Raw genomic sequence first — 14,226 nt, forward strand, 5'->3', positions numbered from 1 at the left:
CACCCGATCGGCGCATACCAGATGCATACGGGTGGCCGGGGCGCATTCGGGCAACCGTCGACGACCGCTGCCCGTGGAAGCCTTCCGCGGCCTACTGTTGAGACGTGCGCCTGCCGTGCCCAGCTGCGGTCGGGGCACCTCCGTGCTCCTGGCGAGCAGGGGGAAGGGTTCTCCAACGCGGCGCCGCCCGGAGTTGTCGGGCAACGGGCCGCGTGGCGTGGGCACCGCCGGCTGTGAGAGGGACGGGAATGGAACCGACCGAGAGCGCCGCCCCGGACGAACGGCTGCGCCGACGCCGGGTCGCCGGCGTCTGGTGGGGGAGCTGGTGGACGGCGCGCTCCGAGCGGCCTCCGGGCGCGGAGGCGTATGTGCCGCACACCGCGCCGTACGCGACGTCGCATTCCGGTCCGGACCTCCGCGTCACCTCCGCCCCGCATCCCGGGATGCCCGACACCGAGGCCGACCGGCACCTGTCCTGGCCCGCGCTGCCCGCCTCGGTCGTCTCCGCCGCCGCCTTCGCCCTCGGCGCCGGCTTCTACCGCGCCTTCACCGACCACCACGCGCTGTTCCCGTCCGGCACGGCCGGCTGGGCCCTGGCCGTGCTGGCCGGCGTCATCGTCGGCCATCTGGTCCTGCTCGGCCGCGCCCGCTGGTGGGGCGGCACCGGCTCCGGCGCCGCGCTCACCCTCGCCGTCCTGCTGCTGTACGGCTGGGTGGCGGCCGGACTGGTCAGCCTCACCGTCGTCGTCCTGGTCGGCATAGCCCGGCGCCACCGCTGGCGGCAGGGCGTCCTGCACGGCGCGGTGGACATCCTCGGCATCGGCGCGGGCGCGCTGTTGCTGGCCGCCTGCGGACCGATACCGTCCGTGGAGCGGCCCTGGACCCCCGACAGCTGGACGGTCTACACCGGCCCCCAGGTGGTCCTGGTGGCCGTCGCCTATCTCGCGGTCACCCGTGTTCTCCTCTGGTACCTGCAGGCCCCGCGCTCCGGCGGACTGCCCACCGTCGCCCGCACGGCCCTGGTCAGGCAGGGCCTGGTCGCGGTCGCCCTGCTGGGCATCGCGCCGCTGATCTGCGTGGTGGCCGTGGCCAAGCCGATCCTGCTGCCGCTGTTCGCCATCCCGCTCATCGCCCTCGACTCCACTTTGTGGATGGCCCGCGCCCGCGCCGAGGAGCAGCTGCGCGACCCGCTGACCGGGCTGCCCAACCGCCAGTGGCTGCTGGAACGCATCTGGACCGCCCTGGACGACGCGGAGCGCATCGGCGCCCGCGCCGCCCTGATGCTGATCGACCTCGACCGCTTCCGTTCGGTCAACGACACCCTCGGTCATCTCGCCGGTGACCGGCTGCTGCTCCAGATAGCCGAGCGGCTGAAGCTCGCCCTGCCCCGCGGGGCGGAGGTCGCGCGGCTCGGAGGGGACGAGTTCGCCGTCTTACTGCCCGTCGCCGACTCGACGACGTCGGCGTCACGGATCGCCCGCGGGCTGGTCTCCGACCTCGGCTCGCCGCTCGACCTCGACGGCCTCACCCTCGTCCTGGAGGCCAGCGCCGGCGTCGCCGTCTTCCCCGACCACGCCCTCGACGCGGAGGGCATGCTGCGCAGGGCCGACGTGGCGATGTACCAGGCCAAGCGGGACCGTACGGGCGTCGAGGTGTACGAGTCCAAGCGCGACTCCAACACTCCCGACCGGCTCGGGCTGCTGGGCGACCTGCGGCGGGCGCTCGACGCCCACGAGGTCGAGCTGCACTACCAGCCGAAGGTCCGCTTCGACGGGCAGGTGGCGGGGCTGGAGGCGCTGGTCCGCTGGGTGCACCCGGAGCGCGGGAAGGTACCGCCGGACGAGTTCATAGCGATAGCAGAGTCGTCCGGGCTGATGCCCCATCTGACCGAGTACGTGCTGGAGACGGCGCTCGGCCAGGTCGCGCGGTGGCGGGCCCAGGGGCTGTACGTGCCGGTCGCGGTCAACGTCTCCCCCCGCGACGTGCACACCCCGGGCTTCGCCGGCTCCGTCGCGGCCCGGCTGGCCCGGCACGGAGTGCCCGCGGGAGCGCTCCAACTGGAGATAACCGAGCACGTCCTGCTGGAGGACCCGCAGCGCGCCGCCGACACCCTCAACGCGCTGACCGGGCACGGCGTGAAGATGTCGCTGGACGACTTCGGAACGGGCTACTCCTCCCTGGTGCACCTGCGACGGCTTCCCGTGAGCGAGCTGAAGATCGACCGCTCCTTCGTGGCCCGGCTGGCCGTCGACACCGAGGACGCCGAGATCGTGCGCTGCACGGTCGACCTCGCACATTCGCTGGGGCTGCTGGTGGTGGCCGAGGGCGTCGAGGACGACGAGACCTGGGAGCGCCTGCGTGACCTGGGCTGCGACGCCGTCCAGGGCTGGCTGGTGGCCGCGGCGATGCCCCCGGAGGAGGCGACGGCCTGGCTGCGGGCCCGCGGCTCACGCGGCTGGCAGCGCCCCGCGGCGGCCCTCCCGGCAGCCGCGTCCGACGAGTAGCCGGCCCCTGCGCCCGCGCGTTCACCGGTCCGCCCGATTCCCGCGCCCCGAGGCTCGGCGAGGGCGCCGGAGCCGAGGGACGCCGGTGAGAACCCGGGAGGCGAGCCGAACCGTTTCACGGGTATGCCGTCCCGCACCCTAGGATTGGGCCAAACCACACACTCACTCACTCCACCCCAGAGGAACGCTGCATGCCTGGCATCACGCGCGAGGAGGTCGCCCACCTCGCCCGGCTGGCGCGTCTGGAGCTGAAGCCCGAAGAGCTCGAACACTTCGCGGGACAGCTGGACGACATCATCGGCGCGGTCGCCCGCGTCAGCGAGGTCGCCGACCAAGACGTACCGCCGACCTCGCACCCGCTCCCGCTGACGAACGTCATGCGGGCGGACGAGGTCCGTCCGTCGCTCACCCCCGAGCAGGCGCTCTCCGGCGCCCCGGCCCAGGAGCAGCAGCGTTTCAAGGTGCCGCAGATCCTGGGGGAGGACTAACCGCCATGACGGACAACGTCAACATCATCAAGCTCACGGCCGCCGAGACCGCCGCGAAGATCGCCTCCGGCGAGCTCACGGCCGTCCAGGTCACCGAGGCGCACCTGGCGCGCATCGAGGCCGTCGACGAGAAGGTCCACGCCTTCCTGCACGTCGACCGTGCGGGCGCGCTGGCCCAGGCCCGCGCCGTCGACGAGAAGCGGGAGCGGGGCGAGAAGCTCGGCCCGCTGGCCGGCGTCCCGCTCGCGCTCAAGGACATCTTCACCACCGAGGGCATCCCGACGACCGTCGGTTCGAAGATCCTCGAGGGCTGGATCCCGCCGTACGACGCGACGCTCACCAAGCGGCTGAAGGCCGCCGACGTCGTCATCCTCGGCAAGACCAACATGGACGAGTTCGCCATGGGGTCGAGCACCGAGAACAGCGCCTACGGGCCGACCGGCAACCCCTGGGACCTCACCAAGATCCCCGGCGGTTCCGGTGGCGGTTCCTCCGCCGCGCTCGCCTCCTTCCAGGCGCCCCTGGCCATCGGCACCGACACCGGCGGTTCCATCCGCCAGCCGGCCGCCGTCACCGGCACGGTCGGCGTGAAGCCGACGTACGGCGCGGTCTCGCGGTACGGCATGGTCGCCTTCTCGTCCTCCCTCGACCAGGGCGGCCCCTGCGCCCGTACGGTCCTGGACGCGGCGCTGCTGCACGAGGTCATCGCCGGGCACGACCCGCTGGACTCCACGTCCATCGACGCGCCCGTCCCGCCGGTGGTCGAGGCCGCCCGCAACGGCAGCGTCGAAGGCATGCGCGTCGGTGTCGTGAAGCAGTTCCGCGGCGAGGGCTACCAGGCCGGCGTCATCCAGCGGTTCGACGAGTCCGTCGCGCTGCTGAAGGAGCTGGGCGCCGAGATCGTCGAGCTGGACTGCCCGTCCTTCGACCTCGCCCTGTCGGCGTACTACCTGATCGCGCCGTCCGAGTGCTCGTCCAACCTCGCCCGCTTCGACGGCCTGCGCTACGGCCTGCGGACCGGCGATGACGGCAGCCACTCGGCGGAGGAGGTCACCTCCCTCACCCGTGAGGCGGGCTTCGGCCCCGAGGTCAAGCGCCGCATCATGCTCGGCACGTACGCCCTGAGCTCGGGCTACTACGACGCCTACTACGGCTCGGCGCAGAAGGTCCGCACGCTCATCACGCGGGACTTCGAGAAGGCCTTCGAGCAGGTCGACGTGATCGTGTCGCCCACGACGCCGACCACCGCCTTCGCGATCGGCGAGCGCGCCGACGACCCGATGGCGATGTACCTGGCCGACCTGTGCACCATCCCGACCAACCTCGCGGGCAACTCGGCCATGTCGCTGCCCTGCGGTCTCGCCCCGGAGGACAACCTCCCGGTCGGTCTCCAGATCATCGCCCCGGCGCTGAAGGACGACCGGCTCTACAAGGTCGGCGCCGCCGTCGAGGCAGCCTTCGTGGAAAGGTGGGGTCACCCGCTTCTCGAGGAGGCTCCGTCGCTGTGAGCGCACTGAACAAGGCCAAGGGCTTCAAGAAGTCCAAGTCCGGTACGTACCTGTCCATCGCCGGGACCGCGTTCGGCGCGTTCGGCGTCGCCAAGCGGCTGAAGAAGGCCCGCGCCGAGAAGGACACCCTGGTCCTGATCGACGCCACCGTGTCCGCCGTCGCCATCGTCACCGGCCTCGCCATCCTCTACCGCGAGCTGAAGCGGCTGGGCGACGACGACGTCCTGCTGGGCTGAGAGGGAAGTTTCACCGTGACCACCACGACCGACCTGGTGTCGTACGAGGACGCACTGGCGTCGTACGACCCCGTCATGGGCCTCGAGGTCCATGTCGAACTCGGCACCAAGACGAAGATGTTCTGCGGGTGCTCGACCGAGCTGGGCGCCGAGCCCAACTCGCAGACGTGCCCCACCTGCCTCGGCATGCCCGGCGCGCTTCCGGTCGTCAACGCGATCGGCATCGAGTCCGCGATCAAGATCGGTCTCGCGCTGAACTGCGAGATCGCCGAGTGGTGCCGCTTCGCCCGGAAGAACTACTTCTATCCGGACATGCCGAAGAACTTCCAGACCTCCCAGTACGACGAGCCGATCGCCTTCGACGGCTACCTCGACGTACAGCTGGAGGACGGCGAGACCTTCCGGGTGCAGATCGAGCGCGCCCACATGGAGGAGGACACCGGCAAGTCGCTGCACGTCGGCGGCGCCACCGGCCGTATCCACGGCGCGTCCCACTCCCTGCTGGACTACAACCGCGCCGGCATCCCGCTCATCGAGATCGTCACCAAGCCGATCGAGGGAGCGGGCGAGCGCGCCCCCGAGGTCGCGCGGGCGTACGTCCGTGAACTGCGCGAGCTCATCAAGGCGCTCGGTGTCTCCGAGGCCCGCATGGAGCAGGGCCAGATGCGCTGCGACGTGAACCTGTCGCTGCGCCCGCACGGCCGGGAGAAGTTCGGCACCCGGTCCGAGACGAAGAACGTGAACTCGCTGCGGTCCGTGGAGCGCGCGGCCCGTTTCGAGATCCAGCGGCACGCCGCCGTGCTCGACGGCGGCGGCACGATCATCCAGGAGACCCGCCACTTCCACGAGGACACCGGGTCGACGACCTCGGGCCGCGTGAAGGAGGAGGCCGAGGACTACCGGTACTTCCCGGAGCCCGACCTGGTGCCGATCGCCCCGTCCCGTGAGTGGGTCGAGGAGATCCGGGGCGGTCTGCCGGAGCTGCCGCTGGCCCGCCGCAACCGCCTCGTGGCGGAGTGGGGCATCTCGGCCTTTGACATGCAGTCGATCCTGAACGCCGGCGCGCTGGACCCGATCGTCGCCACGATCGACGCCGGCGCGGACGCCGCCTCCGCCCGCAAGTGGTGGATGGGCGAACTGGCGCGCAGCGCCAACGAGTCGGGCGTCTCGCTCGACGAGCTGGCGATCACGCCGGAGCAGGTCGCCCGGGTCACCGAGCTGGTGAGCAAGGGCGATCTGAACGACAAGCTGGCCCGTCAGGTCATCGAGGGCGTGCTCGCCGGCGAGGGCACTCCGGACGAGGTCGTCGACAAGCGCGGTCTGAAGGTCGTCTCCGACGAGGGTGCGCTCACCACCGCCGTCGAGGAGGCCATCGCCGGCAACCCGGGCATCGCCGACAAGATCCGCGGCGGCAAGGTGGCCGCGGTCGGCGCCCTGGTCGGCGCGGTGATGAAGGCCACGCGCGGCCAGGCCGACGCGGCCCGCGTCAAGGAGCTGATCCTGGAGAAGCTGGGCGTCAGCGAGGGCTGAGCCCGCCGTTCTCCTCGCGCCCGGGGGGAGTGCGCCGCACCGGCGCACTCCCCCCGGGCGTCTCTCTTCTCAGCTCGACGCGCTACGCTCGCCCGCCATGAGGGCACGAACCGACTCCGACACACAGGACGACATAGACGACGGCCCGCAGGCCGGAACGACCGAAGCAGTGGATGCGGCCGAACCGGACGACACGGACGACGACGCGGACGAGGAACACGGCACCGAGGACGCCCGTCGGGCCCGCTGGACGGCGATCGGCACCGGAGCGCTGCTCACCCTCGCCGGACTCGCCGCGTCCCTCCTGCGCCTCACCGGCTCCGCCCCCGCCTTCGTCCCGGCGGCCTACGCCCTCGGCGCCGCCGTGTGTGCCCTCGCCGCCCTCCTGGGCTCCCGCGGCCGTACCAGGCGCGCGCTGTGGCTGCTGATCGCCGGGGTGATGGTGATGGCGATCGGCGACCAGGCCGACTGACACGTGCCCGACTGACACGTGCCCGACTGACACGTGCCCGGCCGACAGGTACCTGACGGACACGTGCCCGACGAGGCCTGACACAGCGGCCGTTATTGTCCTGTGATCTGTCTCCCACTCCTGTGAAAAGCACCACGAACGCGGCAAACGATCAGATTCGCCTGTAAGAGTGGCCCCACATCGCTCATACGTTCTTTGCGGGCTGTTCAGGTCAGGCGCGACTGTTCCCGGTCAAAGATCCACAAGTCACCCTCCGGGAGCACGTCAAGTGGCAGCCCTCGCACGCTGGTGTGTTCGCAACCGCCTCATGGCGGTGCTGATCTGGCTCCTGGCACTCGGTGGCACCGCGACCGCCGCACTCGCCGTCGGCTCCGCGTACTCCAACGACTACGAGGTCCCCGGCACCGAGTCCGACCGCGCCACCCGGCTGCTCACGGAAGGCTTCCCGGACCTCGGCGGCGACAGCGACACCGTCGTCTGGCACACCGCCTCGGGCTCCGTCCGCGCCGCCGACGTCGAACAGAGCATGAACCGCGCGCTGGAGAAGATCGCCGACCTGCCCGGCGTGGCCTCCGTCGCCGGCCCCTACGACGACCAGGGCAGGGCGCGGATCAGCGAGGACGGGCACACGGCGTACGCCACCGTCACCTTCGAGGACCGCGCCGAGGACATCGACGAGGCCGAGGCGCGGGCCGTCGTCGACGCCGCCGAAGCCGCCGAGAACGACGGCCTCCAGGTCGAGCTGGGCGGCTCCGCGATCGCCCTCACCGAGTCCTCCGGCGGGCATCTCGCCGAGGTCGTCGGCGTGGTCGTCGCCGCGGTCGTGCTGTTCCTCGCCTTCGGTTCGCTCGCCGCCTCGGCCCTGCCCATCGCCACCGCCCTGGTCGGCGTCGGCACCGCCTACGCGGGCGTCGTGCTGCTCGGACACGCCATGACCGTCGCCGACTTCGCGCCCATGCTCGGACTGCTCGTCGGGCTCGGCGTCGGCATCGACTACGCGCTGTTCATCGTGACCAGACACCGGCGTGGACTGAAGCGGGGGCTCACGGTCCCCGAGGCCGCCGCGAGCGCCGTCGCCACCACCGGACGCGCGGTCGTCTTCGCGGGCGCCACGGTGTGCATCGCCCTGCTCGGCATGCTGATCCTGCGGCTGAGCTTCCTCAACGGGGTGGCGATCGCCGCCTCCCTGACCGTGGCCCTGACGGTCGCCGCCTCCGTGACGCTGCTGCCCGCCCTGCTGTCCTTCATCGGCATGCGCGCCCTCAGCCGCCGCGAACGCCGCCGGCTCGCCGAACACGGACCCCAGCCGGAGCTGCCGACCGGACTCGCCGCCCGCTGGTCGGCGTTCGTGGAGCGCCGGCCCAAGCTGCTCGGCGCGTTCGCCCTCGTCGTCATCGCCGTCCTCGCCGTGCCCACCCTCTCCCTCCGACTGGGCACCTCCGACCAGGGCAACGCGCCCGAATCGGCCACCACCCGGCAGGCCTACGACCTCCTCGCCGAGGGTTTCGGCGCCGGCGTCAACGGACCGCTGACCCTGGTGACCCGCGTCGAGGGCGCCGAGGACCGGCTCGCCCTCGACAACCTCGACACCGTCCTGCGCACCACCGAGGGTGTGGCCTCGGTGACACCGGTGACCTTCGACTCCGGCGGCCGCACCGCGTACCTCACCGTCGTCCCCGAGTCCGCCCCGCAGTCGCGGCGCACCAGCGACCTCGTCGACCGGCTGCGCACCGAGGTGCTGCCGCGCGCCGAGGCCGGCACCTCCCTCGACGTGCACGTCGGCGGGGTGACGGCCGGCTACGACGACTTCGCGGACGTCATCGTCGGCAAGCTTCCGCTGTTCGTCGGCGTCGTCATCGGCCTGGGCTGTCTGCTGCTCCTGCTCGCGTTCAGGTCCGTCGGGATACCGCTCAAGGCCGCCGTGATGAACGTGGCCGCCGTCGCCGCCGCCTTCGGGATCGTGGTGGCCGTGTTCCAGTGGGGCTGGGGCAGCGACGCGCTGGGGCTCGGCCGTGCGGGGCCCATCGAGCCCTTCCTCCCCGTGATCATGGTGTCGGTGCTGTTCGGCCTCTCCATGGACTACCAGGTCTTCCTGGTCAGCCGGATGTACGAGGAGTGGCTGGAGACCGGCGACAACCGGCGCGCCGTCCGGGTCGGCCTCGCCGAGACGAGCCGGGTGATCAACTCCGCCGCGGTCATCATGATCTCGGTCTTCCTCGCCTTCGTGCTCAGCGGCGACCGGGTGATCGCCATGTTCGGCATCGCCCTCGCCGCCGCCGTCGCCCTGGACGCCTTCGTTCTCCGGACGCTGCTGGTGCCCGCCCTCATGCACCTGCTCGGCAGCGCCAACTGGTGGCTGCCCCGCCGGCTCGACCGGCACCTGCCGCGGATCAGCATCGAGCCGCCCGAATGCCGTGCCGCCCATGAGAGGCTCACCGAGGTGGTGCAGGCACTGGAGAAGGAGCGGCGGCCGGATGTACGCGATATCGCTGGGTGACGACGGGGCCGAACTGCGCCCGCTGGAGCCCTGGCACGCCGAGGAGTTCCTGGCGCATCTGGAGCGCGGCAGGGAGTTCATCAACCAGTACGTCCCGTTCGGCTCGAAGGCCACCGACGTGGCCACCGCCCGGGAGGCGCTCCAGAGGTACGCCGACATGCGCGCCGCCGACACCGGCTCGCTGCACGGCCTGTGGCTTGACGGCACGCTCGTGGGCGGTGTGCTCTTCCTCAACTTCGACGCCGAGGACGCGAACTGCGAGGTCGGCTGCTGGCTGGAACCCGCCGGTACCGGGCGCGGTCTGGTCACCCGGGCCATGCGGGTGCTGATCGACTTCGCGGTGGAGCAGCGCGGGATCCAGCGGGTCGAATGGATCGCCTCCGCGGGGAACACCCCCAGCCTGGACGTCGCCCGCCGGCTGGGAATGACCCGCGACGGCGTCCGCCGGCAGGCGTACCCCTATCGTGGGGTGCGGCACGACCTCGAGGTGTGGTCCGTGCTCGCCCAGGAGTGGCGCGACGCACGCGCGCGCGGCGCTCACAACGATCATTAAGGGACCTCTCAGAGAGCGTCCGTACGGTGCGAGGTATGGGAACGAAGACTGTGGACGAGGCCGGCACGGAATCCGGCACCGAGGCGAAGCGCGACGAGGAGAAGGTGGACGTCACGAAGACCGAGGCGCCGGACGAAGCGACCCAGGCGGAGGCCGTCGAGGACGCGACCGCCGACGACACCGAGGACGGTGACGAGGTCCTCGCCGAGGAGGGCGCCGACAGGGCGGAGGGTTCCACCGGTGTCGGCCAGGGCGCCGGCGCCGTGGTCTCCGCCGCGCTCGGTCTCGTGTCGCTCACCGGCGGCTGGATCGGCACCGTCGCCGCCGCCCGCGAGACGCTGGTCGGACAGCTCCAGACCACGTCGAGCGCCAGTGTGGCCACCCAGATCAAGGAGGTCTACGGCGATGCCTGGCAGACCACCGCGCTGTGGGCCGGCTTCTTCGCGCTGACCGCGCTGATCATCGGTGTGGTCGTCCTGGCCCGGCCCGCCTTCGGCGCCCCCGGCAGGCCGCAGGCCCCCTGGATCAAGTCCGTCTCCTGGGCCGGCGTCGCGCTCGGCGTCATCGGCCTGCTGCTGGCCGTGCTCAAGTACACCGACGCCCTGCTCGGACTGCCGTCCGCGAGCTGAGTACCCGCAGGTCACGAGGGGTCTTAGACGACCGTGAGTCATTCACGGACGTCCTAAGGCCCCTCAGCCGCGTCTAAGGCGCCGTCCGCCGCCGAAGATGCGGAACTCTCCCGATGTGGCGGACCCCCCTGGGAGACGAAGGTTGAGGCATCGCGAAAAGCGAAGCCGGAACAACCGACCTCTCAGGGGACACACCATGTACGAGTACGAGCTTCAGCAGGCCCGCTCCGCCGAACTGCGCCGCCGGGCCGAGCACGAGCGACTGGCCCGCGAGGTGGTACGCGGTCGTCGCGCCGCCCGCCGCGAGGCCGCCGATCGCGCCGCCGAGCGGGCGGACGGCGGCGCCGGGAGCGAGTCGCATACCCATCTCCTCGATCGGCTCCGGTTCGCCCGGCCGGCGTGAACGCGGGGGCGGGGGAGGGCGGCCGCACGGGGGTCGGCCGCCCTCCCGCCGGAGCCACGGCGATATCCGCTGGGCCGGCCTCCCACCCGCGTGCGATGCTCGCCCCCGTGGAGACCCGGTCCGTCAGCCCCGTCTTCGTCGGTCGAGCCGACGAGTTGCACACCCTGAACGACGCGCTCTCCCGCGCCGCCGCGGGAGAGCCACAGGCGCTGCTCATCGGCGGTGAGGCCGGGGTCGGCAAGACCAGACTCGTCGAGGAGTTCGCCGCCACCGCCCACCGCGGGGGCGCCGTCGTCGCGCTCGGCGGCTGTGTCGAGATCGGCGCCGACGGACTGCCGTTCGCCCCGTTCTCCACCGCACTGCGCGCCCTGCGCCGGGCCCTGCCGGACGAACTGGCCGCCGCCGCGGCCGGCCAGGAGGAGGAACTCGCCCGGCTGCTGCCCGAACTGCGGGAGACGGCCCCCGGACGACGCCACGACGAGGAGGGCATGGCCCGCCTCTTCGAACTCACCGCCCGCCTCCTGGAACACGTTGCCGCCGAGCGCACGGTCGTGGTCGCCCTGGAGGACCTGCACTGGGCCGACGCCTCCACCCGCCATCTGCTGTCCTATCTGCTGCGCACCCTGCGCACCGGCCGTCTCGTCGTCCTCGCCACCTACCGCGCCGACGACATCCACCGCCGTCATCCGCTGCGCCCCCTGCTCGCCGAACTCGACCGGCTGCGCACCGTCCAGCGCCTCGAACTCGCCCGCTTCACCCGTGACGAGGTCTGCCGTCAGGTCGCCGGCATCCTCGCCGCCGAACCCGACTCCGCCCAGGTCGACGACATCTTCGAACGCTCCGACGGCAACGCCTTCTTCGTCGAGGAGCTCGCGGTGGCGGCGTACGAAGGCTGCTGCACCGGCCTCACCGACACCCTGCGCGACCTGCTGCTCGTCCGGGTCGAGGCGCTGCCCGAGAGCGCCCAGAAAGTCGCCCGGATCATCGCCGAGGGCGGCTCCACCGTCGAGTACCGGCTGCTCGACGCCGTCGCCCGGCTCGCCGAGGACGACCTCATCGAGGCACTGCGCGCCGCCGTCGGCGCCAACATCCTGCTCACCACCCCCGAAGGCGACGGCTACCGGTTCCGCCACTCCCTGGTCCGCGAGGCCGTGAGCGACGATCTGCTCCCCGGCGAACGCGCCCGCCTCAACCGCCGCTACGCCGAGGCCCTCCAGGCCGACCCGGCCCTCGTCCCCGCCGACGAACGCGTCATGCGACTGGCCAGCTACTGGTACCACGCCCACGACCCGGCGAAGGCGCTCCCCGCCGTCCTGGACGCCTCCGTCGAGGCCCGCTGCCGACGCGCCTACAGCGAGCAACTGCGGCTTCTGGAACGGGCGATGGAGCTGTGGGAGACGGTGCCCGAGGACATCCGGGCCGCCCTGCGCCCCGTCGACCACACGGAGGCCTATCCCCCCTGCGGCTGCGATCCGGCCACCACACCGCTGCGCTACCTCGACCTGATGGCCGAGGCCGCCGTCGCCGGCCGCTACTGCGGGGAACGCGAACGCGCCCTGAAGATCACCAGGCGGGCGCTGCGCCTGCTGGAGGACGAGGACGATCCGCTGCGCTCCGCCTGGTTCTGGGTGCAGCGCTCCCGGCTGACGCACTCCCTGGGCCGGGGCGGCGGCCGCGAGGAACTGGCCAGGGCCGAGGAGCTGTTGCGCGGTCTGCCGCCCAACGAGGTGCACGCCGAACTGCTCACCCACATCGCCTGCTGGTCCTTGGTGCACGTCCCGGGACCCGAGGCCTATGGAGCCGCCGAGCGGGCCGTGGAGTACGCCCGCCTGGTCGGCGCCCGCGAGACCGAGCTCGACGCCCGCCAGGTCCTCGGCGTCCTCATGGTCGACGCCGGCCACATCGAGGCCGGTCTCGCGGAGCTGCACGAGGTCAGGGAACAGGCGCTCGCCGAGGACACTCCCTCCGTCGCGCTGAACGCGTACGTCAACCTCCCCTCCGAACTGGAGGGGATCGGCCGCTCCCGGGAGGCCGTGCCGATCCTGGAGGAGGGCCTCGCCTTCGCCAAGCGGCACGGACCGCCCGACGCCGAGGCGTGGGTATGGGGCAACCTCGCCGAATCCCTCCTCTCCCTGGGTCGCTGGGACGAGGCCGACCGGGCCTGCGCCGCCGCCGGAAGGGTGGGCCGGGGTGTGGCGGTCCGAGGCTTCCACGCCGGCCTCCTCGCCGAACTCGCCCTCGCCCGCGGCGACCTCGCCGAGGCCGACCGTCAACTGGTCGCGGCACAGGGCTTTTTCGGCTCCCACGAACACGCCCCGCAGAACCACCTCCCCCTCGCCCGCCTCGCCATCGGAATCGCCGCGGCCCAGGGCCGCCCCCTGGACGCCCGCGCCCACCTCGCCCGCGCCCACGACCGCGACTTCCGGCCCGGCACCCAGCGCTACGCCTGGCCCCTGCTGCTCGCCGCGGCCTCCGCCGAGGGCGACGCCCGTGCGACCCCCGCCGCCGACGCCGGCCGCACCGACCTCCTCGACCGCATCCGGGCGGCCGCCCGGCGGCTCGCCACCGTCGCCCCCGTCTGGCAGGCCCACGAACGCTGGGTCCGCGCGGAGCTCCTGCGCGCCGAGGGTCGGACCGACCCGGAGGACTGGTCCGAGGTGGTCGCCGCCTTCGAGTGCCTGGAACGGCCCTACGACCTCGCCCGCACCCGGCACCGCCTGGCCGAGGCCCTTCTCTCCGTCGGCGGCGACGACGAGCGCGACCGGGCCGCGGAGCTGCTGCGCCTCGTGCACGCGGTCGCCGCGCACCTCGGCGCCCGCCCTCTCACCGAAGCCGTGACCCTGCTCGGCCGGCGTGCCAGGCTGTCCCTGACCCCCGTCGCGGGCCCGCCGGACACCCCGGCCGACCCCACCGACCCGCTGGCCACGCTGGGCCTGACCAGCCGGGAGCGCGACGTGCTGCGCCTGGTCTCGGCCGGCCGCACCAACCGGCAGATCGCCGAGGTGCTCTTCATCTCCCCGAAGACGGCGAGCGTCCATGTCTCGAACATCCTGTCCAAGCTCGACGTCTCGGGCCGCGGTGAGGCGGCGGCGGTGGCCCACCGGCTGGGGCTCTTCCCGCCGGGGGCCGAAGAACGGCTGATCGCGCGATAATGGGGCAGGCCAGCCACCAGGGAGGAAGCCGTACAGGCCACCGACCGTGATCCGGCCCGGCATGGGAGAACGATGTTCAACGCATTCGAGGACCTCTTCGCGCCGGGCCGCAAGCACACCCGGGACGAGCAGAACCGGCTGGAACTGACCCGGGAGGACGTCGGCGACGGCGATCCCGGGCACGGGCCGATAGACCTGGCGTCCGGAAAGGTCGTGGTGCGGCCCTCCGAGCCGGCGGCGGAGGACGGGTGACG

At 72.2% G+C, this 14,226-nt stretch carries 12 protein-coding genes; all 12 read left to right on the forward strand.

Annotation, left to right across the window (positions count from 1 at the left end):
- Positions 1–248: 248 nt before the first annotated feature.
- Positions 249–2,504, forward strand: coding sequence for a putative bifunctional diguanylate cyclase/phosphodiesterase (locus OG736_RS30440; protein WP_327185212.1), 2,256 nt, complete (start codon positions 249–251; stop codon positions 2,502–2,504).
- 191 nt (positions 2,505–2,695) lie between these two features.
- Entirely contained in the window at positions 2,696–2,992 is a 297-nt protein-coding gene (gene gatC / locus OG736_RS30445; protein WP_007384860.1) for an Asp-tRNA(Asn)/Glu-tRNA(Gln) amidotransferase subunit GatC, read from the forward strand.
- Between the two features lie 5 nt (positions 2,993–2,997).
- Positions 2,998–4,500 (forward strand): Asp-tRNA(Asn)/Glu-tRNA(Gln) amidotransferase subunit GatA, encoded by a 1,503-nt coding sequence (gene gatA, locus OG736_RS30450; protein WP_327185213.1) that lies wholly within the window; start codon positions 2,998–3,000, stop codon positions 4,498–4,500.
- The gene (locus OG736_RS30455; RefSeq protein ID WP_020131415.1) at positions 4,497–4,736 is read left to right on the forward strand and encodes a hypothetical protein; all 240 of its coding nucleotides are present in this window, start codon (positions 4,497–4,499) and stop codon (positions 4,734–4,736) included. Before gatA ends, OG736_RS30455 begins: the two co-directional genes overlap by 4 nt.
- A 15-nt stretch (positions 4,737–4,751) precedes the next feature.
- The gene (gene gatB, locus OG736_RS30460) at positions 4,752–6,266 is read left to right on the forward strand and encodes an Asp-tRNA(Asn)/Glu-tRNA(Gln) amidotransferase subunit GatB (protein ID WP_327185214.1); all 1,515 of its coding nucleotides are present in this window, start codon (positions 4,752–4,754) and stop codon (positions 6,264–6,266) included.
- Between the two features lie 97 nt (positions 6,267–6,363).
- Positions 6,364–6,738 (forward strand): hypothetical protein, encoded by a 375-nt coding sequence (locus OG736_RS30465; protein WP_327185215.1) that lies wholly within the window; start codon positions 6,364–6,366, stop codon positions 6,736–6,738.
- A 268-nt stretch (positions 6,739–7,006) separates the two neighbouring features.
- Positions 7,007–9,235, forward strand: coding sequence for an MMPL family transporter (locus OG736_RS30470; protein WP_327185216.1), 2,229 nt, complete (start codon positions 7,007–7,009; stop codon positions 9,233–9,235).
- Positions 9,213–9,788 carry a GNAT family N-acetyltransferase gene (locus tag OG736_RS30475; RefSeq protein WP_327185217.1) on the forward strand — a complete coding sequence of 192 codons (576 nt, stop codon included), beginning with the start codon at positions 9,213–9,215 and terminating at the stop codon, positions 9,786–9,788. The genes OG736_RS30470 and OG736_RS30475 overlap by 23 nt, the downstream gene beginning before the upstream one ends.
- 35 nt (positions 9,789–9,823) lie before the next feature.
- Positions 9,824–10,417, forward strand: coding sequence for a hypothetical protein (locus tag OG736_RS30480; RefSeq protein WP_327185218.1), 594 nt, complete (start codon positions 9,824–9,826; stop codon positions 10,415–10,417).
- Positions 10,418–10,613: 196 nt separating this feature from the next.
- On the forward strand, positions 10,614–10,820 hold the full coding sequence (locus OG736_RS30485) for a hypothetical protein (RefSeq protein ID WP_327185219.1): 207 nt from the start codon (positions 10,614–10,616) through the stop codon (positions 10,818–10,820).
- Between the two features lie 95 nt (positions 10,821–10,915).
- On the forward strand, positions 10,916–13,972 hold the full coding sequence (locus OG736_RS30490) for a helix-turn-helix transcriptional regulator (RefSeq protein WP_327185220.1): 3,057 nt from the start codon (positions 10,916–10,918) through the stop codon (positions 13,970–13,972).
- Positions 13,973–14,044: 72 nt separating this feature from the next.
- The gene (locus OG736_RS30495; RefSeq protein ID WP_327185221.1) at positions 14,045–14,224 is read left to right on the forward strand and encodes a DUF6191 domain-containing protein; all 180 of its coding nucleotides are present in this window, start codon (positions 14,045–14,047) and stop codon (positions 14,222–14,224) included.
- Positions 14,225–14,226 lie beyond the last annotated feature (2 nt).

The organism is Streptomyces sp. NBC_01334 (assembly GCF_035983595.1).
Taxonomy (GTDB): Bacteria; Actinomycetota; Actinomycetes; order Streptomycetales; family Streptomycetaceae; genus Streptomyces; species Streptomyces coriariae.